The organism is Citrobacter sp. S-77 (assembly GCF_963864895.1).
In the GTDB taxonomy this organism is placed as follows: domain Bacteria; phylum Pseudomonadota; class Gammaproteobacteria; order Enterobacterales; family Enterobacteriaceae; genus Citrobacter; species Citrobacter murliniae.
This window is the reverse complement of record NZ_CAWLWU010000001.1, coordinates 110,647-134,149: the sequence shown is the minus strand read 5'-3', so window position 1 is coordinate 134,149 and position 23,503 is coordinate 110,647. Positions and strand designations below refer to the sequence as shown.

Below are 23,503 nucleotides of genomic sequence, written 5' to 3'. Positions count from 1 at the left end.
TATATTACGACTCTAGTAATTATAGATATTTAGCTACGTCACTAAAGGCAGACAATAATAATTCTGCTTTTTATGGTGGTCTATTTGGAAGGAGTATGGCTAACGGATATACTGATGTTAATGGTATGTTTATTCGCTTTGGTGAGGTTAAAACATTAAATCAGCTTAGAGATGCTACTACGCAGCATCCTTTATTACAGGCCCACCCTTTTTCTAGATGGGAACACATTACATGGGCTATGAATCTTGATTTTCAAGAGGCTAATGGCTATTTTATGCATGGCGTCGCTGCTGCTTCTTATGTATTGGGTATTGATGCAGGTCAGACCATGGAAGCAACGTTTAACTCTCCGCTCACTGCCACAACCAAGTGGAGTGCGCCGCTCAATGTAGCTGTAACTTATAATTAAGAAAAGGAAGCATAATTGAATCTCGGGCAGCTTAGCTGCCCGAGTTAAATAAAGTATTTATCAGTAATTGGTATGCAGACGGTTCTTATGCCAGTGGTGCTCTTGTTTACCAAGATGGTCAGATCACTCGGAAATACGGCGGTTTTTACAATCCGAGCAGAATGTAATGATGGAGTGCCAGAAGGGAATTGACGGTAAGAAATTTACAAGTACTGCTTGTAGTCACCATCAATGGCTTAACTTACTAAATTATAGACGCTTTATACAGCCTAATTAATATAATGTATTTATCAGAATCCATAAACAACATTATAGAAAATGTTAAAAATGTTATTTTTATGATGTCGTTTCTTGTTATTGGTTTTACCGGTATAACTTTAACAGATTCAATGATATATAGCACATCCCTTCAGGCGCAGACTGAGTTGAATGTTAATGGAGATGAAGTACTTAGTGTGGACTTTAGTAAGCCTTATTCTGGTAAAAAAATAGAGATTCTGTTTAATGAATATGCATATACACTTTCTAAAATAAAAGAGACATTTTTTTTCATTGGGTCATCTCCATTCTCCGACGATATGAAATTAGTTGTTGGGGTTGATGAGCATAAATTTAATAGCCTTTTACCGGAAAGTAAAATAGAATTTAAAGGAACTGTAGTAATAGTACCCAATGATGCTCCCTTCAATAAAGGCGAGAATATTTTTTTAAATGGTGTTCCTTTTAAAGTCATTGGTAAAGTAAAACGAAAAAAAACTGATTTTTTAGATAGCTTAGGAATATCTACCGTAAAATTTAATTCAAAATATTTAATTCCGCTAGAAACAATGTATAGATTAGTATTGGATGATCAAATTAATAGTGTAGACTTTATAAAAAAAGAACAAATAGTTCCAGAAGATATTGCTATCGTAAAAAAAATATTTTTGGATAACGATGTCAAGGATTTTTCTATTCACTCAGTACTTGACGCTAAAGAAACTGTAAAAAAAGTATTTGATAGGTTTTCTATTCTTACAAACTCAGTCTATATATTACTAACTATTATGGTTGTCGTTATTGTTATGGTATCTTGCCGTAAAATATTTCAGAGCAGAACTACAGAGTTTGCTTTAAAAATAATACATGGTATAGATAAAAAAATAATAATACGTATTGTGATAGTCGAAGTTATACTAATAACATTAGCTAGTAGTTTGATGTCAACATTTTTGACGGTGATTCTAATACATATAATATCGCAACTGTTTGAAATTAAAATGCATATTAGATTATTTATGATCTCTGGGTCTTTTATAATTGTGGTTATCTCTTGTTATCTAACCAGCATTTTTTCTGGCAACCAATTTTTCAAAATTAACCCGGTTAATTTAATAAAAAATAGTTTATGAAATTGTCAACACTTATAATGTTTTTTACACTTCCCTTACATACTTACGCTAGTATGAATAATTCATGTTTTATAGAACCTTACTTTAAAAACACAGAATCGTATAAAAACATTTTAATTGAAAAAGAACGTTTGTTCCTTGAGGGGGAAATTAATGATTTATCATTATTACCTAACATTTATTTAGGTTCCAGTCAGCAAAGTAGTAATACGCGGTCATTTAAGTCTATTGATGAAAGCGGATTATATGCTGGTATATCACAGAGCCTCTATGAGGGAAATAAGTATAATAAAAATAAAGCAAAAATTGATATTGAATTTAATAATAGCAATCTGCAAATTTTTGACAAAAAGAATACATATGTTATAAATTTATATCGTGCGATTACCGATTACAAATATAAAGTTGACTTACGTGATTTGTATCAATCGCAACTCGACAAGCACAGAGTTCAATTTCGGGCATCAAAAGCAAACTTTGAGTCAGGAGAGATAGCTGCGGTTGAACATGAGATTGTAAGCCACAGAGAAAAAGAGATCCTTAATAATATCATTAATACTGAGAGTGAGATTATTCAAGCAGAATTAGATTTAAATGCGGAGTATAATATTCCGGTGAATTTATTGGAGAGTATAAATTATGAAATGATTGTATCTTGCAAAACTAAGAGCATGAATAGTCTATTAACCGAAAATAGAGTGCTGGATCTTGAAAGAGAAAAGCTAAATTATGATATTGATATTGCTTCATTGCAGCCATCAGTAAGCTTATCTCTCAATGTCAGCCCTCCAGAATCAGGAACATGGAACGATTTATCTCTTAGCAAGGCAAACTTTGGTCTATCTATTACTACTTCGGTCCCATTAAGTGGATTATTCTCGGTAAATACTTATAAATACAAACACGGATTGGCTGTAAAAAAAATAAATCAATCTTTCGATGAAAAGCAAAAACTATTGCTTCGTGAAAAAGAAAAGGTACAATCTAAAATTTCTCAGCTTGAGAAAAACATCCTATTACTAAAAAGCAAGCTTAAACTTAGTGAGAAAGAAGCAGACTATGTATTAACGAGATTTAAGCAGAAAAAAGAAACAATTATATCCTATTATCGCCAACTTGATGATCTGGAAATGGCAAAAATAAATTTAAAAAAGGAGGAGAGAGAGTATGACTATTATAAGGCTTATCTTAGCTTTCTTGATTAGCTTCGCTTTATTTCCCGTGCAAGCAGACATTTATTATGGGACCCTCAGAGGGGTAAATTTACTTGAACTAAAAAGTCCGTACAATGGAATTGTAAATTTAATTCAGTCTAAAAATGAAAGTTATTACTTCAATGAGTCCCCATTTAAAATTGAAAGCTATGAACTTGAATCAAAAAAAAAGATATTGCAGATCAAAATAAATAATTTCAAATCAAAAATAATACGATTGGAAAGAGATTATGAAGATACTAAAAAATCATTCTCTCTTGGCTATGTGTCTCGTTCAGAAATGGATGTAAAGGAAGATACTTTTAAAGAAGCAACTATAAATCTTCAAGAGCTTCATCTTGAGTTAAAGGCTTTAGAAAGAACTCTTGAACTTGGACATCCCGTTATTAATTCTAAATATATCATTCGTGATATTTATGCAATGAATAACCAGGTGGTAAATACAGGTGACGCAATACTTAGATTAGAAAATATTGATAATTTTCTTATTGACATAAAATATGATCCCGTTGCGCTAACTGGTCGCATTCAGGATAAAAAAATATTAGTTAAGTCATTAGTGACAGGTTCAACATACCAAGCTTTTGCTAATAAGGTATCTTCATCTGGAGATAACTCATTTCATGGTTCAAAAATTGCCAGTTTAATGATTAAAGAAAATTCTGAAGATTTAGTACATCTTTTGGATAGCGTATTTGAGGTACATATAATTGATTAATTTACACATAAAACACAAGCATTTTGATGAGAGAGTGCTTTTTAATGATTTTCAAATAAAAATCCAAGAAGGAGATTTTATTATCCTTACCGGTCCCTCAGGAGCTGGGAAAAGCACATTGCTTAACATAATTGGTTTGCTCGATCATGATTATGACGGACAATATACATTCATAAATGAAATGATTCCAAGAAATTGTTTCTTGCGTGCATTTGAGCTCCGAAGAGATTATTTCGGCTATGTATTTCAAAATTCACTTATCAATGATCAACAATCTATAATGAGGAATCTTCTTTGTTCTGTTAATTTCGCTAAACTTCCAAGAGCAAAGTCTATTGCTCCTTCTGTACTTAGCATGGTTGGTCTTGAACACCGAAATGGCCTTGCTTCTTTGTTATCTGGCGGGGAAAAGCAACGATTGGCATTAGCAAGAGCTCTAATCAAAGAACCAAGGATTCTTCTCGCTGATGAGCCAACGGCAAGTCTTGATAAGGATAATAAAATTAAAGTTATGGATATTATTAAAAACTTTAATAAAACAGGAGGTACAGTCATCATGATTACTCATGATACTGCTTTAATTTCAAAAAATATGAAAGTCATTAACATTAATAGCTAATATATCTTATATGCTCTATTTTATCATTTTCCTTTTTTTGCTTTGTTATTTTAACTGTTACAAGCGTAATGCATTCATCCTAAGCGTTATACTTGTTCTGTTCTCATTTGTTTTTTTGAATGACATTTTTGGGGCTTATTTATTATCTTTTAAACCACAAATTTCCTTCAACTTTTGGGTTTTTTTGTTCGGTCTTCTTTACTTTATTTTTTGGTTTGCAAGTTTTTATTGGTTATCGAAGTTAGGTATTGCTGGTGTTTTTTTACATTCGTTGCTAATGACGGTACTGAGTATTTCTAAAATAATTTTCCCTCTCCATCCTTTCATACTCTTGTACCCACAATTTAATACCTTACTTCCAAAAACTGATTATGGTGTATTAAATCTATTCTTATTGTTTTTTTGTGTTGGTGTCATTTTTTGTAATATCCGATTAAAGTTAAAAGGTTTGTTTTTGGTATTGTTTTTATTGGTATTTTTCTTTCATCACAGTTCTGCTACAGTTATTAACAATACGAATACGAGACTAGCTATAGTTCAAGTTGGGTTATACTATGAAAAAGGTGGTAATACATCCGACTTTTTCAGGGATTTATTAAGTTTCTTAAAAGCAAATACAGATATTGATGCTGTTGTTTTTTCAGAGAATAACCTTTATTCTTATAAAAAGGACCATAATCAAAAACTAACAGATAAACTTATTGATAACATAATTAGTTCAAAAATACATGAAAAATATCATTTATTTTTATCGTTTAGCGGCTTTAAAGATGTTAACAATATTATCACATATTATCATCACAAAAACAAAATATTGTTAAACCAAAAAAAAACATTGATTCCTTTTATTGAAAAGAGGGGGCTTTCAAATAATACAGAATCTATGCAATCTAATTACTTTTATATTGATAGTAACTTAAACAACCATTTTTTTGATGTTAATGGATCTTTAATGTCTACTTTTATTTGTTATGATGCGTTATTCCCCGAGTTTACTAAAAAGAAATCTGATATGATGCTTATCCAATCAAATTATAAGTTGCTCGATAATGGCTATGGCCATGATAAACTTAAAATTTATGCAACATATTTGGCCAAATTCATCAATGGTTTAAATAGCAATATTATTGTTAATATACAAAACTATGGTGGAACTGTTATTTTATTTAACGACTGGAGTGTTGACCATAATACTTATATGGCATCATTGTCAGAACCCTTCTTTATTATTGATACTAAAAATAGCCCCATGGTCATTCAATAGGTATCTGATAGTTTAACTTTTAATTGTTGGCATATTTCATATGGTATATATTGTCTTTTACTAAAATGAAGAAGACATGGTCACTGAGCTGTTTTAGACCCGCGTTAGTAGAAACCAGCTACCGCGCCACATAGCGTTGACCTATATCACAAATTGTGCGATTCATTACGGTTGAAGTGTGTTTGTAGTTGAGAGGGGGAGGGGGCTAAACTTGACTTTAGTTATAATAGGAAAGTAAAGTGTCTTTAAGACCCATACAATCACAGTTTAATGTCATCTGCGTAATTTAACATAATCCTGATTATGCGCATCAAGGTTGTAGTAGCTAAATTGAGATGTCCGTCTCTGACCAAATTAGACATGTCCGCGCTACAGTCTCACCACAGCGATCGCTGCTTTCAAAGGAAGAGACTCATGACGGCATACGGAACGGAGTTTTTCTCGATGAACGATGTGAACCGACTCAGGATCCTTCAGGACGTGATTGACCGGCGTCTAACCACTCGTCTTGCAGCCAGCTGGCTGGAGCTCTCAGACAGACACTGCCGCCGGTTGCTTGAGCGCTACCGTGAACATGGACCGCTGTCGTTGGTTAACCGCCGTCGTGGCCAGCCTGGCAACCGGCAACTGATGCCAGGCCTCGCTGAGCGTGCACTGCGCATCATCCGTGAACGCTACGCTGATTTTGGTCCGACATTAGCCTGCGAGAAGCTCGCTGAAGTTCATGACCTGTATCTGGCTAAAGAGACCGTACGTAAGCTGATGACCCGGGCCGGCTTATGGATCCCCCGCAAGCTACGACCTCCTCGTGTACATCAGCCCCGTCCACGACGCGCATGTACTGGTGAGCTGATACAGATCGATGGCAGTAAACATCGCTGGTTCGAGGATCGTGGTCCGGCCTGCACACTTCTCGGTTCGTTCAATGCGGCCAATTTCTCTCAGTGCTTTGACACCAGTCATTCACCTCGTGAAGCTAGTGCAATTCAATTAACCTCCGCAGGCAGCATAAACTCAATACAACATCCTCCCAGGTCACTGCGCTTGTAGCTTACCTGGCCGCCGTGGGCTCTCGCGATGGAACTCACTACAGCCAGCCCCAGGCCTGAACCGTCTGCTGAACGCACATTATCTGCACGATAAAAAGCATCGAATATGGCCGAACGGTCTTGCGACGGGATACCCGGCCCCTCATCTTCAACCGTTATGCGGATATCGCCATTGATTAAATGGCAGGTGATGAGGAGTTTACCGGGAACAGAGTATTTAAGGGCATTACTCAACAGCGCTGATAACACTTGGCTGATACGAATTCTGTCCACAAAGCCGATTACTTGCTCTACCTCTATAGCAAGTGTCAGACCTTTGCTTTCAAGGTCATCGCGAAAGAGTTCAACGCCAGTTTTGATCAACTGATCCAGCTGAATTGTTTCGTGATAAAGATAGAGCTGTCCGCTGTCAGAAAGACTCAAAACTCGTAAATCATCGATGAGCCTTAATAATCCTTCAGTCTGGTTAAGCAGGATCGCAAACTGGCGCTCATCTTTAGCAAACACACCATCCAGAATGCCCTGGATTCTGCCGCGTAAAACGGTGACCGGCGTTCTGAGTTCGTGGGCGATGGCCGCATTCCATTTCTTCATCTCGCTGGACATCACTTCCAGCTTATCCGCCATCGCACTGAAATCATCGACCAGTAAAGCCGTTTCCCTGATTTCCCGCACGCTATGTTTTGCTCTTTCGCCAAGCTGGCCTTCCGCAATCTTGCGGGCGCTCTCTGCAACCGCATTTAATGGGGTGATCACTTTGCGGGCAAACCCCCAAGCAAAACCTAACGCCACCACAGAAGATAACAAACCCGAAATTAGCGTCAGCACCCAATCATGGGTAGTTGGGATCCAGCTGTATTCATCGTGACCATCAGCAAATACCGTGATGTAGGTGCTGTAAACAATGGACAACAAAACAAGAGTGCAGACTGCCACCTTGGAAGTCAGGATGAATAACTGGTGCCGAATACCGGTTTTGGCCATTTCAGTCTCCCAGCCGATAACCAAAACCACGAATGCTTTCAGGAACAGACGGTAATCCCGCCTGTTCGATTTTCTTCCTCAGCTTGCTGATATGGCTGTCAACCGTACGCTCACTGGCATCGCCTTCCGGCAGGCAATATTCAAGAATTTCCTGTCGGGAAAAGACCCGTTTCGGGTAACGAATAAGGTGCAGAAGAATTTTAAATTCAGTAGACGTTAACTGACTGGCAATATCAGTATCGGTATTTTTAATCACGACAACATGGTTGGTGACGTTCAGAGCGATGTGGCGAGTGCTGAACGAGAGCTGGTTTTTGTCGGCGTGGTGATAAGTCATGCGCCTTAAAATGACGTGAATCCTGGCGATCACTTCCGCAGGATTGAAGGGCTTAACAATGTAGTCGTCGGCCCCTGTTCGCAGAGCCTGAATCTTATCAATATCTGCGTCCAGCGCGGTCAGCATCATAACCGGGACATCACTATCCCGCCTGATTTCACTGAGCACCTGCCAGCCATCGGCATGCGGCATTCGAATATCCAGGATAACAAAAGAGGGAGACTCGGCATTAAAAAGGGTGATTGCTTCCCGACCATCCTTCGCCCTGACCACCGAAAACCCTTCTTTCACCAGATAAGCAGTAAGAATCTCTGCAATTTCATTTTCATCTTCTGCCAGCAGGATTTTGACGTTTCTCATTTTTGCTCCCGGTATCCGCTCAAATTTTTCGTGCTCCACGCAATCTCCACACATCCTGCACTTAATCTAAACATATGAAATATATAATTATTCTAACACGCAATGCCTATTTTAAATATCAGGAATTGACTGGAATGATGCTAAAAGGAACGACGAAAATAAGTGTGTTATCCCTCTTCTGGCTCTTGTGTGCCTGTGACTCAGGCTCTGAAACCGCTACACAGACTGAAGAAATTCCGGCCATCGTTGATGTCACAACGCTTACCGCAGAACCCGTTTCCCAGGAACATATTTTTCCGGGCCGCGTGGCAGCTTACCGGATTGCACAAATAAGACCTCAGGTGAGCGGTATCGTCACTGAAATGAAGTTTAACCAGGGAAGTGAGTTAACGCCGGGTCAGGCATTATTCCAGATCGATCCTGCACCGTTTAAAGCTGAAGTTAACAGTGCTGCGGCCTCGCTACAAAAAGCGCAGGCCAGTTACCTTCAATTACAGGCTAAGGCAAATCGGCTGGGGAAGATAAAACATACCGGAGCTGTCAGCGAGCAGGATTTTGACGAGGCGCTTTCCGCGGCCGATCAGGCTAAAGCAGCTATTTCAGAGGCCCGTGCTGCGCTCGAACGCAGGCAACCGTGCAGCAAATAGACAAAGTGTACGTCGATGTCAGTCAACCTGCCGCCCGCATGAACACACTACGCGCCGCAGCCGGAACATTAGCCAGTAATGAAAATGCAGCGACGGCAACGATTATTGCGGCAGATGGCACGCCCTACAGCAACAAGGCACAAATCCTGTTTACCGGCGTCAGTGTCGATGCAGGTACGGGTGATGTTGTGATGCGTCTGCTGGTCGATAACCCGGACAGAACGTTACTTCCGGGCATGTATGTGCAGGCGAAAATAACCCGCCTGCTGGAGAAGGATGGCCTGACGGTACCCCGTGAATCGGTGGTACGCGAAGGTGATAAAACCCATGTCTGGCTCAACGATCAGGGGAAAGCGAAATCTGTCGAGGTTGAGCTGGGAGAAGCTATTGGCGCTAAATTCTCCATTTTAAAGGGTCTGAAGGCTGGCGATCAGTTAGTTATCAAAGGCATGAGCAGGTTACAGGAAGGGATTTCGTTGCAGCTGGCGCAAGGTGCACACCCGTAACCGCATTTACACTTTTAAGGATTTCCGATGCCTCAGTTTTTTATTAATCGCACCGTCTTCGGTTGGGTTATTGCCGTTTTTATCGTGCTGTTCGGGATTATCGCTATCCCTAAATTGCCCATTGCCCGCTATCCTTCAGTGGCCCCACCCAGCGTCAGCATTTATGCGACGTATCCGGGTTCAACGCCCGAGATGATGAATAACAACGTTGTGGCGCTGATTGAGCGTGAGCTCTCTTCGGTCAAAAACCTGCTCTATTTTGAGTCATCAAGCGATACCACCGGTACCGCGACGATTACGGTCACGTTTAAGCTGGGGACCGATCCGGATCTGGCTCAGGTTGATGTTCAGAACCGTATCAAAATTGTCGAACCCAGGTTACCTCAGGTGGTGCGCCAGAATGGCCTGAATGTTGAAGCGTCTTCTTCTGGTTTCCTGATGATCGTCGGGCTTTCTTCAAAACAGGGGCAGATGTCAGAAAGTGATTTAAGCGACTACCTCTCCCGCAATATGATTGAAGAACTACGCCGGGTAGAAGGCGTGGGGCGCGTCCAGCTGTTTGGGGCGGAAAAAGCCATGCGCGTGTGGATAGACCCGGTCAGGCTCAATCAGTACAGTCTGACGGTGAGTGATGTCAGCCAGGCGATAACCGCAGAGAACGCCCAGATTTCCCCGGGCCGAACGGGAGACTCCCCCGCAGTGCCGGGCCAGAAGGTTACTTATCCTTTACTGGTTAAAGGCCAGCTCAGTTCACCTGAAGAGTTTGGCAATATCACGTTACGATCGAACCGGGACGGTTCGCGAGTGGTGCTTTCTGACGTCGCCCGTCTGGAACTGGGACCACAAAGTTACACCTTCTCCACGCGTGAGAATGGACAAATCTCAACGGGTGCGGCGATCCAGCTGGCTCCTGGGGCGAACGCCATCAGAACAGCGGAACAAATCAAGCTACGTCTTGAAGATCTGAGTAAGGCGATGCCACAGGGCATGCAGTACACCATTCCTTTTGATACCACACCCTTCGTAAAAATCTCCATTGAGAAAGTGGTGCACACTTTCATTGAGGCGATGGTGCTGGTCTTCCTGGTGATGTATCTGTTTTTACAGAACGTCAGATACACCTTTATCCCCGCCATCGTGGCACCAATCGCCCTGCTGGGTACCTTCACGGTCATGCTGATGTCGGGCTTTTCCATCAACGTGCTGACCATGTTCGGCATGGTTCTGGCGATAGGTATCATCGTCGATGATGCCATCGTGGTCGTGGAAAACGTTGAGCGCATCATGGCGGAGGAAGGGCTGGGGCCAAAAGAAGCAACGCAAAAAGCGATGAAGGAAATAACCGGTGCGGTCATTGGCATTACGCTGGTGCTTAGCGCCGTGTTTATTCCAATGGCAATGGCATCGGGGTCGGTCGGAGCTATCTACCGGCAGTTCACGCTGTCGATGGCGGTCTCGATACTCATCTCTGCTTTCCTGGCGCTTAGTCTGACACCCGCATTATGCGCTACGTTGCTGAAGTCAGTTGATAAAAATGCCCATGAGAAGCGTGGCTTTTCGGCTGGTTTAACCGCAAATTTGCGGCGATGACTGACCGTTATGAAAGCGGCGTTGCGGGAGAACTCACCGTTGCTGCTGGTACGTTATAAAGGCTACCAGGCCATCAAAATCACCGGCAGTGCGGCAGAGGGCTATTCGAGCGGAGATGCAATAAAAGAGATGGAACGACTCGCTGAACAGCTACCGGAAGGTTTTGCCGTTGAGTGGACCGGGCTGTCATTGCAGGAGCAACAGTCAGCCTCAGAGGCGCCAATGCTGATGGTGTTGTCGATGCTGGTCGTGTTCCTGGTTCTGGCTGCACTCTATGAAAGCTGGGCGGTTCCGCTGTCGGTCATGATGGTCGTGCCGCTGGGCCTATTGGGCGCAGTGCTGGCCGTCATCATGCGGGATATGCCCAACGACGTTTTCTTTAAGGTAGGCATGATCACTATCATTGGTCTGTCGGCAAAGAACGCCATCCTGATTGTGGAATTTGCCAAACAAATGCATGAAAGTGGCAAAGGTCTGCTGGAGTCAACGCTGGAAGCCGCCCGCATGCGTCTGCGCCCAATCCTGATGACTTCTCTGGCCTTCACGCTGGGGTGGTACCGCTGATGATTGCCAGCGGAGCCAGCGCAGAAACCCAGCATGCCATCGGTACCGGCGTATTTGGCGGTATGGTCAGTGGAACGATACTGGCCATCTTCTTTGTCCCTGTTTTCTACTTCTCGGTTATGAGTGTGGTAGAAAAATTCACCTGTAAAAAAGCGTAATTCCAGTAAGAGCGTATCACATGATGCGCTCTCAGTAATGAGGCAAATATGTCATCAGTACATGATTACCATCAGGACATCATTGATGAGCTGATTGGGTGGATAGCTCAACAACAGGGCAGACCCATCACAACCGTGATCGTAGTTCATAAGTTTCATTTAGAGAGAAATAAGATAACTGCTGGAATGGGTAGTTAGTAGATTTGTGTCAAGCATCTTATCTATGAACAACTAGCACAATGAAGACACATAAAAACAAATGCAATATGAATATTTTTATAAATGAAATTTATGTACTCCTCACCGGTGAAATTGAATTCCTTCCCCATTCTATTCCTATTATGTTCAAACTTTTTTGAATTATTTCGGTTGTTTCCGGCTTGTATCTATCATTTTTCAGCACATTAGAAAAAATAAGCTCTGGATTATATTTTAACCCCGTCATGGAGGACGGGGTTATGAATCATACTCGGTTGGCAAACTTTTTTAATACTAGTTAGCCCACGATGCGCTTGCATCTAATATTGCAACCAATTTTTTGCCGGCATGATGAGGTGGAGTGTAACCTTGATTTGGAGTAATGAAACCATTAAATGCTGATTCAGAGCCATCCTCATACTTAAATTTTCCCTTATAATAAACACCTTTTGCATATCCGGATGTCACGGCCTTGTTACAGTCTTCAGTATTACTCCAGATGTATGATGGATTAGCTGAAGTGGACATAACACAAGAAATTGGCGCTACACTAGGGTAATAAGATGAAGGTTCACCACCTGCATAACTAACGCTACTGAACATACTTAATGATAGTGATGCGATTAACATTTTTTTTAACATGACATTATCCTTGTGTAAATGAATCAAGTTTTAAAAGTGATGTGTATTTAGCCAAAATCTGATTCCCCTCAGAATCAGATTCGAATAGTTTTAATTATTTAATAGTTAGTCTTCACCTCTTTTTTACTAGTATTCTATGTTGTGTTTATTAAAAAAACAATTATGATAATATTTTTTATTTAAAAATAATCACATAATCAATTTAATTTAAATAATACTAATAAAATGATTATTAACAACTTATCTATTTTATTTTTTTGTAAAGATATGTGTGATTTTTGTGTTTTATGATTTGTATTTTACATGTTGTTAGCAATTGATGTTAATGACTCCAGAGGACTGAGCGGATCATCGTTGGATATTTCAAACTGCATATAACGATAAGTAGCGAGATATTAAATCCAATCAATCGAACAAAATACGATCAATCCTTGTTGTTACTTTTTTCTTACCTTTACCATGATTATCCTGCTCAACACGAATAAAATTATCTGCCCCGGCTACACCAAGCGGTTCTAAATTCGCGAGCTACTAGCTGGCCCTTGTGCCTGTTTTCAGGTGTCCAAGTACGGTCTGACGCTGTTCCTGGCTCAGTACATGAGGGCGATCAAAACGTTTTCGAGTGTGCAGAGAACGTCCCTGCAGATTTCCTGGTGATTGCCGATATGGCGCGCTTACGCGTACCGTTGAGTCGTGCATTTGTCGCAGAGCTGGCCCGTCGTCTGCAGGGACATGGTTACACGCCAGACGAGTCACGAATTGAAACGTTCGCTACTGAGCAGGAGAGCTGGCTCCCACCTGATAATTTGCAGCCAGCCGGCTGGAGATCTCAGACAGACACTGCCGCCGGTTGCTTGAGTGCTACCGTGAACATAGACCGCTTTCGTTGGTTAACCTCCGTCGTGGCCAGCCTGATAACCGGTAACTGATACCAAGCCTCGCTGAGCGTGCATTGCGCATCATCCGTTAACCACACACCGCCAGATACAGCCAGACGTCATCTGTATGTAAGTAGATGATGTTACCTGCCTACTTCTGGTTTGGGACACTGTAGTTAAAATTCTGTTTCAGCAGATTTTCTAACATAGGCAGGCTGTGTTCACAGTAGCTGACCGGGCTGAACTTTTGCCCCTAGCCCCTGACGACGCAGGCTGCCAGCAATGGGTTTGATATTGTATTCCGGTAGTTCGTCAACCAGCTGGGGCGCAGCATAACGCTGCTTTGCCTCAGTAAATACCTGACGGACTGTCGAATCACAGGTGAGCTGGAACTTCTGGCGCCAGCACTAGGCATACCAGCCGCTGCGGGCAACGCAAAGCACACGATACATGGCTTTAACACTGAACTCAGCCCGATATTTTTCGGGCTTCTCACTACATTTTTGACGAGTGCGTAGAGATCTCTTACAGATGTTTACTGGTTAAGGATGGTCGGGAAATCTACGGATAGAATATCCATCTCAGTATAGGCAAGTTAGTCGACATAGCCGTCAGTTCACATGCTCTCTCATTACTTAATCATTGTAAATGAGCGACCTGTATTGGTTGCTTGGCTATATTTGAAGAATCACGATAGTGTTTCGTTGACTGAACTATTGTACCGTTGATTTCTTGTCATGTTATGCAGTTCATAAGCTTCATTTAGAGAGAAATAACATAACTACGGGAATGAGTAGCTAGTATATTTGTGTCAAGCATCTTATCTATGAATAACTAGCGCAATGAAGGCACATAAAAACAAATGCAATATGAATATTTTTATAAATGAAGTTTATGTATTCATTCACCGGTGAAGTTGACATTTCCCATTCTATTCCTACTATGTTACAAATTTTCCTGAACCATATCAGTTGTTTCCTACTTGTATTTATCCTTTTCAGCGCATTAGAAAGAATAAGCTCTAGATTATATTTTAACCCCGTCATAGAGGACGGGGTTATGAATCATACTCGGTTGGCAAACTCTTTTAATTCCAGTTAGCCCACGACGCACTTGCATCTAATATTGCAACCAATTTTTTGCCGGGAAGATGAGGTGGAGTATAACCTTGACTTGGAGTAATGAAACCATTAAATAGTGATTCAGAGCCATCCTCATACTTAAATTTCCCCTTATAATGAACACCTTTCGCATATCCGGATGTCACTGCCTTGTTACAGTCTTCGGTATTATTCCAGATGTATGATGGATTAGCTGAAGTGGACATAACACAAGAAATTGGCGCTACGCTAGGGTAATAAGATGAAGGTTCACCACCTGCATAACTAACACTACTGAACATACTTAATGATAGTGATGTGATTAAAATTTTTTTTAACATGACATTATCCTTGTATAAATAAATCAAGTTTTAAAAGTGATGTGTATTTAGCCGAAGTCTGATTTCCCTCAGAATCAGATTCGAATGGTTTAAATTATCTAATAGTTAATCTCCACCTCATTTCATGTTGATGAATTATGTAAATACAATCTAACATTAGTTTAGTTACTCGTATTCTATGTTGTTTCTGTTTTTAAAAACCATTTATGACAATATTAAAATAATTATATGATTTATTTTATTTATATAGTACTAATAAAATGATTGTTAACAACTTATCTATTTTATTTTTTTGTAAAGATATGTATGTTTTTTGTGTTTTATGATTTGTGTTTTACATATTGTTAGCAATTGATGTTGATGACTCGAGAGGACTGAGCAGATCATCGTTGGATATTTCAAACTGGATATAACGATAACTAGTGAGATATTAAATCCAATCAATCGAACAAAATACGATCAATCTTGTTTTTGTTTTTTCCTTACCTTGCGCCTGTTTTCAGGTGTTCAAGTACGGTCTGGCGCTGTTCTTGGCTCAGTACATGAGGCCGACCAAAACGTTTACAACGTCTTATGACGGACACAGTAGGATACAGCGATATCATTTTCGGCCTGTTCTGGTTGTTGGGCTACCAGTTTTCTCCGCGTCTGGCTGATGCAGGTGGTGCGATATTCTGGCGGGCAGATAAAACGGCTCATTATGGTGCCCTGGATGAACTGGCCCGGGGATGTGTTGAGCTGTCAAAAATAGAATCCCAATGGGATGAAATGATGCGAATGGCAGGTTCACTGAAGCTTGGTACCATTCATGCTTCAGAACTCATTCGCTCACTGTTGAGAAGTAGCGGCGTCGGATACTCACCCAGCTCAACCGGGGAGAGGGGCGTCATGCCGTAGCTCGGGCTATTTGCTACGGACAGCGCGGTGGGATCAGAAAACGCTACCGTGAAGGTCAGGAAGATCAACTGGGTGCTCTGAGCCTGGTGACGAATGCAGTTGTGCTGTGGAATACGCTTTACATGCAGGAGGCGTTGTCACATCTTCGCAAATCGGGGGAAACTCCTGGAGAAGAACATTTGGCAAGATTATCGCCGCTGATACATGGCCATATAAATATGCTGGGTCATTATACGTTTTCGTTACCGGAAGATATTCTGAAGGGTGAACTAAGGCCATTAAATTTCAATATAAACAATGAATTAGTCTCTTAACGTGGTTTTTAACATCATTGGATCTCGAACCACTATTACAGTGCACTCAGGCCGCATGAATATAACAGAGGGGTAGTACAAAACCGATACTGGAGAAACTCTAACGCGGTAGCCAGTTTTAGTTGACCACTACAGTGCCAGGTATCTGAAATACCTGGCACAATGGAATTATCTATTTTCTGTCTTACAGCGCAGAAAGTTATTTACAAAGTAATATCGCGGATCCAATTGCCCTCTTTTCCATATGGTGCACTGAGGTCAACACTACCTTCCCCAGTTTGATAGTCTTTCGCTTTCATTTGAACGAGCCCTCCGTCACCTGATTTTGTACCACCACGAGCATCAATAATACCTCTGAAGTCGAGCATACCGTCGGAGTGCATATCGATAACCCCACCATTACCATTATTGAGAGACGATGCGGAAATAGAGGCCATATTCATCATCTTAACCGTTTGTGTCCCTTTCTGACCAATAACTACTGAGCCTCCATTATTACTACCAGTTACATCAATATGATTGTAATCGTCCAGCGTAATATGTTTACCGTTGATCCTGACGTTCCCACCGTCACCGTGAGCATTGTTTGCCACGATTTGGCCCGACATATTCACCTGTCCACTGGCTCCTCCATCCACGATGACATTCCCATCAACTCGGGAGAAACCACTGGCTTCAATGTAGCCTGTATTATTAATAACGGCATTCATTGCCATATTTTTTCCTAACGCAGTCAGGTTTACCTGTCCATTTACTGCTCGGATCTGCCCGCTATTCCTGACCATAGCATTGATAGTATCACCATCTACCAGATAGGATTTAAGACCGTTTCCTTCCACGTCCAGGGACACAGTTTTTGAAGCAGCCAAAAGCGTCTTACCTGATGGTGTATTGATCCGCCCAGCATTGGTGACATTATCGGCCGCCAGTACCACATAACCTCCATTTGATACCGTAATAGCTGCCTGATTAACTACGCTTGTATTGGTCTTATCAGTAGCGGTAAATTTTAAGTTACCATTTATAAAGTCAGTATCGTTAATTGTTCGGGTTGTTGCTATAAAACCAGCGCTGTTGATCTTCGCTCCCGATTTCATAAACACCCCATTGGGGTTGACCAGTACAACCTGACCGTTGGCGCTGATATTACCAACTATGCTTGAGGTACCATTTCCCACAACACGGTTCAGAACAATTGCTTTATCACCCGGCTGTTTAAAGGTCACTCCATAATTTTTAGCAACATTAAAACTTTGCCAGTCAATCACCAACCTGTCACTGTTTTGCTGTACAATCATTTGCCCACGTGAAGGCACGCTGATGCTGCCCGACCCAGATGTCACTTGTCCACCGGATGGTAAAAATGCATATGATGTAGATGTATAAAAAAGTGTTGATGCAACAGCACTGAGTAATACACTCGTTTTAAAGTGATTTTTTTTATTAAATTTCTCTTTCATTATAACATTCCTTTACTTGAAGAGTTTGAGATAATTATTAAAATAATTTTTTATTTGCCCTCCTTCTTTTACATTCTAAATGAATAGGATAACCAAATTCTATTTTTATCCGAGCTTTCAAGCTGTATACCTTTTGTCATCATGCGATGGGACCATAACACAGAAAAGTCGCCCCATGATTTGCTGGGGATATTAATTCCAATACCTGCCGCTGCAATATCTACAAAATTATTATAAGTGAGTACATCTCCTGATAAAGTTTTATTCTTTCGATTCACTTGGCCATGGCTATACTCATAAAAACCAGAAAGTGTCATATTCTCAAGGGAAGGAAGTGGTATATTCCTTGTAATTTCCGCCTTCCATATCATTCCTGTATCAAGCATTACTTCGTCGGCATCAAAAGCTCTGACAGCCAGCGGGCCACCTGCTGCGAATTTCTGTGAAGAATCTATATTTTTGTTTGAGTACATCCCTGTCATACTTTTACGAATAATATAATCCGCATTTAACTCCAATGTATGTTCCATCCGGGCATTCAGTTGATAAAAGTATCCACCAGTCTGGCGTAAATCAGCTCCATTCCAGAACTCTGCAGCTTTGTTCAGATAATCAGTCTCACCATTAACTATTTCAAGATTGACTCCTAATATCCCAGCTCTGCCAAAGTTGGTTCTCATGGCCATCCCGGTTGTCCATTTACTCACTATTTTCTCCGCACTTTGACCATATACTGAAAATAACCATGGATATTTATCAACCATTCTGGAGTAAGAAATAGCAGTATATACTGTAGAAAATTGGTCACTATTACGAATTACTGGTTGTGTGATTTGAAAATTTACTGTATCAGCATAACCGTAAAAAATGTTCTCTAAAAAATAATATTTATAGTCTAAACGGTTATATCCAATCCCAAACCGGGACGCATCAAACCCCGACAGCCATGAATAGTCCACGGATAGGTTTGAAACCCATCCCTTGCCTTTACTGGCAACTAATCCCAACCCCAGCCAATCACCTAGCCCTGCCAAAGAGTAAATACCAGTCTCTGCTATAAATCTTTCCCTGCTAATAGTTCTATTGCCATAGTTATCAAGTATGAACATACCGCTGTAACGAGTTGTTTCATCAATATCAAGCTGGATTGATGTTGTTCCTGGATTATTACCAGGATAAAGATGAAGTTGAGCGCTGGCTCCCGGAATTTCATTCAGCAGCAAGGCATACCGGTCTATATCATCCTTTCTGATAACATCACTGAACTTTAATCCTTCAGGTATTTGTGATTTGATTAAATAATTGTTTACGCGTGAGCGATTATTAATAACAATCTCATCCAACGCACCAGGAATAACAGTGAGTATAACCTCCCCATTATAGAAATCCTGTTGAGGGATGATTACCCTTGTCAGCAGTGCACCATTTTTACGATACAACTCTGTTATATCTGAAGTTAGTTTCTGTAATTGTTGAAATGTAATATTTCTATTTATATATGATTTAATAATACGTTCTATTATATTATTAACTCGCTCATAATCACTCCCCTTTGGTGCGGAAGTTATAGTAATTGAACGTACCTTTATGGTTATATCATCCTGAGTGTCATGAGGAATATTTTCATTATGGGCATCCATTATTTTTATTTCACCACTATCTACAGGCAGTTGTGACATATGATTGTATGGGATTGTTATTTGATTATTTAATTCACCACTGCTAAGTGGCAAGGCATAAACTTCAGTTGCTAAAGTAGCAACTAAAGAAAAAATAAATGTTTTTCCCTGTCGTGATGGTTTATAGGTGCTAGTAGGCATGGTGATTATATACTAAAAATATAGACATTAAATAATAAATGGCAGCACAATGTTTTATCTAATAAACGAAATAAGCTTTATTGATCCGATGTATCCATACAGCTCCTAAACATCATTTGCATATAGAGTAATTTATTCAGACCACTCTATACATGTAACATTCTTAGCCAGTTTGCTGAAATTATCAGTGTCTTTAGCATTTTTATTAAATTGTGTAGTGTCTCGATTCTGCCCTAACAGATCATTTATAATGAAGCATTGCCATGAATTGACTCTTTCCAACAGGAATAACCTCTATCCCTACCGTTTGCTGGAACACTATCTGTGTATATACGAATTGAATTCATGTGATTAAATCTCGACATTAATCTTATACAAATAATAAATAACTCCACCTAAAAAAGTAAGTATCGATTGATTGTTTTTATCTAATTTTATAATTGGAAAAACCAATCATGCATTAATAATACATAATATTTAATAGGTAATATTCCTTATGTTTGTTGGCTATATATTCCAGTCCTGCGACTTACTACTTTCGGGGTGCAATAATCTAGTATGCTGTACAAGTTTCATGATATACTCCCAATCCTGACAGACTGAATTTACTTTATAACCAGATAAAACTTTCCGATTTAAAACGTATTCTAGTAATGATTATGCAGTCAGTCATAAACGAGACAGAAAATCATAGCCCCATCATGGCACAGAAGAGAATTAACTGAAGCCGTGCTTTCAGAATAATGTTTTGCCTTTACATTTAGTGCTATCAATTTACAAATAAACGGAGGGTTTGTTTTCTCTACATCCTCTTCTACTTTATACAAAAAAAATAGAAAGGAGATTCTTATTCAGAACAAAAAACCAATAGTCCATACAGATTCGTCGTTTTAATACAAACAGTGGCATTCAATATTTTAATTAACCTGATAATGATCGTGTTTTCTAGAACACTTGAAACATTGCGCGCATAACTTGGAAATTTCGACTCATTGTCATCATGTTTAATTTTATTCTTAAATATCGCAACTAGTTATACCAAGTAAAGATGATAATGAAATTAGTGCTTTTTTAATCCCCCCCTACTTCCACTAATCATGATGAATAAAACGATATCACAGTTGATGAATTAACTCCGGAAGGGTAAATCCCCAACATCATAGGTAACTTTCATAAATGAAAAATGAGCTTTGAAATATCCACCATCACATGTCTGGTTGGGAATTATCAAATATCCCTTTCAGCCCACCTCTTCGTACAACTGAAGAAGACATGCTAACAAATACCACTCCTGACTGGCAAGATGGGTATTGGTAGAGATACTGGTGCTTTTTTATTGGTGGGATTTGTCCGCTTAGAAAAGGTGAATCAGCTTTTCGATAGCGCTTTTAATATCTGCCAGCTAATTGATGACATTCGGCGGAGTGCGCAGACTTATCTCCCGTGCAAGTAGTATATCTTGCTGAAAAATGGCGTTGGTCAGCGAATCTGGAAATCATGAAATTCTGCTGCGTGCAGCGTTTTTAATAATGAAAGCTGATATCGATTTTCACGATTCAGGTATTCATCACCGACATTCCTGCAGTCTTTCAAAGAGGAGTTGCAATAATGTCTGTCTTAAGGGTGTTATAGTTATATGTCATCACGAGTTCCCCGAACATGTATGAAGCAGATCTCCGAAGGAGACTTTAGAGCTGAGGGTAATGCGGCTTTTTTCAGAATAAAGCTGCGAGTGCAATCATGAATATTCCCGTGAAAATCATTGCGTCTGCTACCAATTTTCTCGAGTACTTATCTGCCAAGTGTGCAATAAATAAGCAAAGGATCCCGCTTAACACAATCCATATCCCCATTGATTTCCTCCTTGTTTACGTATCTTGCTAAACAAACTGCTAACAACATTTCTAATCCTTGGTAATGGATATAATCCGAATCAACTAACCTATCTAAAGTATAAAAACAGATTTAATATAGATCACCCGTTTGCTGAGGCAGCATACTATTTTCGGAAATTCTCTTAAATTTTGCTAAAAAGTTATACATTGGTCTCATACATAGATGCGGGTATCCCTCCCGCATAAAAATAACATGTTTTTCCTCAACGCTAACTATTGTCACCAGTGTGCCACGATCATCTTTATATCGTTGTTGAGGATTCAGCAAGTCATTCGTGTCAAACATATTAACTTATATACAGACAATAAATATGCCTCCGGCATAGCCGGAGGTTTTTCTGATGAGCCTATAAGGCTCTGTTTACCAGCAGCGCCCTAACAGATCGCATACGATCTGACATTTGCATCCAACTTCGTTACTTACGGCCCGTGAACGGGCTACCCGGATAAGGGATCGATAGCTGCTCTCCCATTTTACCCTCTTCAAGCTGGTGCTTTATGTATTCCTGTATCTTCGCCGTGTTCTTACCCACCGTATCCACATCGTAACCCCGGCACCAGAACTCCCTGTTTCTTTATTTGAACTTCATATCACCAAACTGCTCATACAGCATCAGGCTACTCTTTCCCTTCGATATCCCATAAAACTCGACACACTCATTTTCGACGGAATCTCCACAAGCATATGGATATGATCTGCGCAACATTCCTCTTCCAGAATACGTATGTTTTTCCATTCATATAGCTTTCTCAAGATTCCGCCTATTGCTCTACGTTTCTCTCCATAGAACGCCTGCCTTCGGTATTTCGGTGCAAAAACTATGTGATATTTATAGTTCTATCGGGTGTGCTCTAAGCTCTTTTCGTTCCTCATTGGGACCCCCTTTTGATTTCTTGTTTGACTCTTGCAGTTGCCAGACCGCAAGGTGTTTTAACAAATTAAAAGGGGTTTTAATAACTGGCTCAAAGCTGAAAGCTTTCCGGAACCCCCAGCCTAGCTGGGGAGGTTCTGTGCACAAAAAAATCCACCTCTTGAGAGGTGGTTGTCGAAAAGCGCATGAAATATATTTTATTATTGGTTTTATCACCTGCTATATGTGGTATCAGCACTAAATATGAGGTGTCGGGTGCCTCCCGAAACAAATCTTCTGCCTGAATAGGTGATATGTCAGTGGCCTTCGGACGAACTTTTCCCGACCCTCCCCGCACTTGGGGAATACCTCAATAATAAATGCAGCGCCGGGTTCCTCCTCTCAGAGAGGCTTTAGCCAGCAACTGGGCTCGTAACGATTTGGACAGACGCAGTGCTGATTTACCTCAAATTACTCTGAGCTTCACTGCATTCAGATGGCGTCTCACCGTTTTCTCAACCCGAGGTACCCGTATACCGAGTAACAACAAGAGGCCATTTGATTACAATAAAAAGTAGTGGCACAGTGTTTGCGGCTGGTTTTAACCACAAACAGAGGTTGTGTGATAAAAGAGCGTTTCACGCCTGTTAATAAAACCATCCCCATAAACTTTTGTTCATCTATGCCACAAATGAGTTAAAGAGCAATAAAATAACGCAAGTGCTTAGGTGTGTGAGAACCAATCCTGTGAGAGGTCAGGAATGATCCTCACATTTCTTTCAGGCCACCCTATTTGCCCAAAAGAAATCTGGAGCAGACAGCGGTTACCGAATCCTCATCATCAGCCTGTAAGGCTGAGGTAATAGCCATTATATGATGGTTGCATATGGTGCAACTACCGGATTCGAACTAATGACCTACTGAGCTAAGTTGGCATTAATTGATTATTCAGAGCCAAACTTGACCGAACCATAAAAGCTCTCCCATCAGAACTTAGATAGAATGATACTGATGAAAGAACTTGTTTCAATAATAACAAATGATAACTTATGTAAAGTTATTATTTTTTTATATTTTATTAAAACATTAAACACAAATAAAATAATAAATTAAAAACTTTCCTTCATACCTCTAGCAACTTGATTAAATCTTATTTCTTCCAGTTCAACACCTATAACCCGACGCCCAAGTGCTATCGCAACTTTTATCCATCGATCAAATCCCCCGGATGGCTGCTGGCATCAATTATCTGTCTCTCATCCAGAAACTCCACACACAGCATACCCCACGCCTGCC

At 40.4% G+C, this 23,503-nt stretch carries 15 protein-coding genes and 7 pseudogenes; 12 read left to right on the top strand and 10 right to left on the bottom strand.

Annotated elements, in window-relative coordinates:
* From AACS05_RS00750 to AACS05_RS00720, 7 genes and pseudogenes are all read left to right on the top strand, one after another.
* Positions 1-410, top strand: a pseudogene (locus tag AACS05_RS00750) (hypothetical protein); the annotation flags it as partial.
* Positions 411-748: 338 nt separating this feature from the next.
* Complete coding sequence (locus AACS05_RS00745; protein ID WP_190284587.1) at positions 749-1,801, top strand: FtsX-like permease family protein; 1,053 nt, start codon at positions 749-751, stop codon at positions 1,799-1,801.
* On the top strand, positions 1,798-3,006 hold the full coding sequence (locus AACS05_RS00740; protein ID WP_045450035.1) for a TolC family protein: 1,209 nt from the start codon (positions 1,798-1,800) through the stop codon (positions 3,004-3,006). The genes AACS05_RS00745 and AACS05_RS00740 overlap by 4 nt, the downstream gene beginning before the upstream one ends.
* Entirely contained in the window at positions 2,969-3,733 is a 765-nt protein-coding gene (locus tag AACS05_RS00735; RefSeq protein WP_045450034.1) for a hypothetical protein, read from the top strand. Before AACS05_RS00740 ends, AACS05_RS00735 begins: the two co-directional genes overlap by 38 nt.
* Positions 3,726-4,352 carry an ABC transporter ATP-binding protein gene (locus AACS05_RS00730; RefSeq protein ID WP_045450032.1) on the top strand — a complete coding sequence of 209 codons (627 nt, stop codon included), beginning with the start codon at positions 3,726-3,728 and terminating at the stop codon, positions 4,350-4,352. Before AACS05_RS00735 ends, AACS05_RS00730 begins: the two co-directional genes overlap by 8 nt.
* A gap of 115 nt (positions 4,353-4,467) precedes the next feature.
* The gene (locus AACS05_RS00725; protein WP_223307045.1) at positions 4,468-5,616 is read left to right on the top strand and encodes a hypothetical protein; all 1,149 of its coding nucleotides are present in this window, start codon (positions 4,468-4,470) and stop codon (positions 5,614-5,616) included.
* Positions 5,617-6,030: 414 nt separating this feature from the next.
* Positions 6,031-6,531 (top strand): annotated as a pseudogene (locus AACS05_RS00720) (helix-turn-helix domain-containing protein); the annotation flags it as partial.
* A gap of 71 nt (positions 6,532-6,602) precedes the next feature.
* Here AACS05_RS00720 and AACS05_RS00715 read toward each other — a convergent pair.
* A complete protein-coding gene (locus tag AACS05_RS00715; protein WP_045450030.1) occupies positions 6,603-7,649 on the bottom strand; it encodes an ATP-binding protein in 1,047 nt (348 codons plus the stop codon).
* Position 7,650: 1 nt separating this feature from the next.
* Positions 7,651-8,346 (bottom strand): response regulator, encoded by a 696-nt coding sequence (locus tag AACS05_RS00710; RefSeq protein ID WP_071829101.1) that lies wholly within the window; start codon positions 8,344-8,346, stop codon positions 7,651-7,653.
* 134 nt (positions 8,347-8,480) lie between these two features.
* On the opposite strand from AACS05_RS00710, the gene AACS05_RS00705 reads away from it, so the two are divergent.
* The 3 genes and pseudogenes from AACS05_RS00705 (at position 8,481) to AACS05_RS00695 (ending at position 11,811) form a co-directional block, all read left to right on the top strand.
* Positions 8,481-8,993 carry an efflux RND transporter periplasmic adaptor subunit gene (locus AACS05_RS00705; RefSeq protein WP_223307044.1) on the top strand — a complete coding sequence of 171 codons (513 nt, stop codon included), beginning with the start codon at positions 8,481-8,483 and terminating at the stop codon, positions 8,991-8,993.
* On the top strand, positions 8,981-9,499 hold the full coding sequence (locus AACS05_RS00700; RefSeq protein ID WP_223307043.1) for an efflux RND transporter periplasmic adaptor subunit: 519 nt from the start codon (positions 8,981-8,983) through the stop codon (positions 9,497-9,499). The genes AACS05_RS00705 and AACS05_RS00700 overlap by 13 nt, the downstream gene beginning before the upstream one ends.
* A gap of 27 nt (positions 9,500-9,526) precedes the next feature.
* Positions 9,527-11,811: pseudogene (locus AACS05_RS00695) on the top strand (efflux RND transporter permease subunit).
* Positions 11,812-12,303: 492 nt separating this feature from the next.
* On the opposite strand, the gene AACS05_RS00690 reads toward AACS05_RS00695, so the two are convergent.
* Positions 12,304-12,651 carry a hypothetical protein gene (locus tag AACS05_RS00690; RefSeq protein WP_144243116.1) on the bottom strand — a complete coding sequence of 116 codons (348 nt, stop codon included), beginning with the start codon at positions 12,649-12,651 and terminating at the stop codon, positions 12,304-12,306.
* A 665-nt stretch (positions 12,652-13,316) separates the two neighbouring features.
* On the opposite strand from AACS05_RS00690, the gene AACS05_RS00685 reads away from it, so the two are divergent.
* Positions 13,317-13,580 carry a hypothetical protein gene (locus tag AACS05_RS00685; protein WP_045450029.1) on the top strand — a complete coding sequence of 88 codons (264 nt, stop codon included), beginning with the start codon at positions 13,317-13,319 and terminating at the stop codon, positions 13,578-13,580.
* Between the two features lie 103 nt (positions 13,581-13,683).
* Here AACS05_RS00685 and AACS05_RS00680 read toward each other — a convergent pair.
* Positions 13,684-14,014 (bottom strand): annotated as a pseudogene (locus AACS05_RS00680) (IS3 family transposase); the annotation flags it as partial.
* 602 nt (positions 14,015-14,616) lie between these two features.
* Positions 14,617-14,970, bottom strand: coding sequence for a hypothetical protein (locus AACS05_RS00675; protein WP_144243115.1), 354 nt, complete (start codon positions 14,968-14,970; stop codon positions 14,617-14,619).
* Positions 14,971-15,540: 570 nt separating this feature from the next.
* Between AACS05_RS00675 and AACS05_RS00670 the strand changes: the two are divergent.
* Positions 15,541-16,181, top strand: a pseudogene (locus AACS05_RS00670) (Tn3 family transposase); the annotation flags it as partial.
* A gap of 203 nt (positions 16,182-16,384) precedes the next feature.
* Here the strand turns inward: AACS05_RS00670 and AACS05_RS00665 are convergent.
* The 5 genes and pseudogenes from AACS05_RS00665 to AACS05_RS00645 all read right to left on the bottom strand — a co-directional run.
* Entirely contained in the window at positions 16,385-17,641 is a 1,257-nt protein-coding gene (locus AACS05_RS00665) for a two-partner secretion domain-containing protein (RefSeq protein ID WP_045450027.1), read from the bottom strand.
* 68 nt (positions 17,642-17,709) lie between these two features.
* Positions 17,710-19,461, bottom strand: coding sequence for a ShlB/FhaC/HecB family hemolysin secretion/activation protein (locus AACS05_RS00660; protein ID WP_081918252.1), 1,752 nt, complete (start codon positions 19,459-19,461; stop codon positions 17,710-17,712).
* A gap of 1,965 nt (positions 19,462-21,426) precedes the next feature.
* Positions 21,427-21,642 carry a DUF4222 domain-containing protein gene (locus AACS05_RS00655; protein ID WP_045450025.1) on the bottom strand — a complete coding sequence of 72 codons (216 nt, stop codon included), beginning with the start codon at positions 21,640-21,642 and terminating at the stop codon, positions 21,427-21,429.
* Between the two features lie 130 nt (positions 21,643-21,772).
* Positions 21,773-22,179: pseudogene (gene tnpA / locus AACS05_RS00650) on the bottom strand (IS200/IS605 family transposase).
* Between the two features lie 1,137 nt (positions 22,180-23,316).
* Positions 23,317-23,462, bottom strand: a pseudogene (locus AACS05_RS00645) (site-specific DNA-methyltransferase); the annotation flags it as partial.
* Positions 23,463-23,503: the final 41 nt, after the last annotated feature.

What these genes read in the sequence shown, in the direction of transcription:
- AACS05_RS00745 (WP_190284587.1), top strand. Translation starts at nt 749, where the DNA reads ATGATGTCGTTTCTTGTTATTGGTTTTACCGGTATAACTTTAACAGAT.
- AACS05_RS00740 (WP_045450035.1), top strand. Translation starts at nt 1,798, where the DNA reads ATGAAATTGTCAACACTTATAATGTTTTTTACACTTCCCTTACATACT.
- AACS05_RS00735 (WP_045450034.1), top strand. Translation starts at nt 2,969, where the DNA reads ATGACTATTATAAGGCTTATCTTAGCTTTCTTGATTAGCTTCGCTTTA.
- AACS05_RS00715 (WP_045450030.1), bottom strand. Translation starts at nt 7,649, where the DNA reads ATGGCCAAAACCGGTATTCGGCACCAGTTATTCATCCTGACTTCCAAG.
- AACS05_RS00710 (WP_071829101.1), bottom strand. Translation starts at nt 8,346, where the DNA reads ATGAGAAACGTCAAAATCCTGCTGGCAGAAGATGAAAATGAAATTGCA.
- AACS05_RS00705 (WP_223307044.1), top strand. Translation starts at nt 8,481, where the DNA reads ATGATGCTAAAAGGAACGACGAAAATAAGTGTGTTATCCCTCTTCTGG.
- AACS05_RS00690 (WP_144243116.1), bottom strand. Translation starts at nt 12,651, where the DNA reads ATGTTAAAAAAAATGTTAATCGCATCACTATCATTAAGTATGTTCAGT.
- AACS05_RS00685 (WP_045450029.1), top strand. Translation starts at nt 13,317, where the DNA reads ATGGCGCGCTTACGCGTACCGTTGAGTCGTGCATTTGTCGCAGAGCTG.
- AACS05_RS00675 (WP_144243115.1), bottom strand. Translation starts at nt 14,970, where the DNA reads ATGTTAAAAAAAATTTTAATCACATCACTATCATTAAGTATGTTCAGT.
- AACS05_RS00665 (WP_045450027.1), bottom strand. Translation starts at nt 17,641, where the DNA reads ATGAAAGAGAAATTTAATAAAAAAAATCACTTTAAAACGAGTGTATTA.
- AACS05_RS00660 (WP_081918252.1), bottom strand. Translation starts at nt 19,461, where the DNA reads ATGCCTACTAGCACCTATAAACCATCACGACAGGGAAAAACATTTATT.
- AACS05_RS00655 (WP_045450025.1), bottom strand. Translation starts at nt 21,642, where the DNA reads ATGTTTGACACGAATGACTTGCTGAATCCTCAACAACGATATAAAGAT.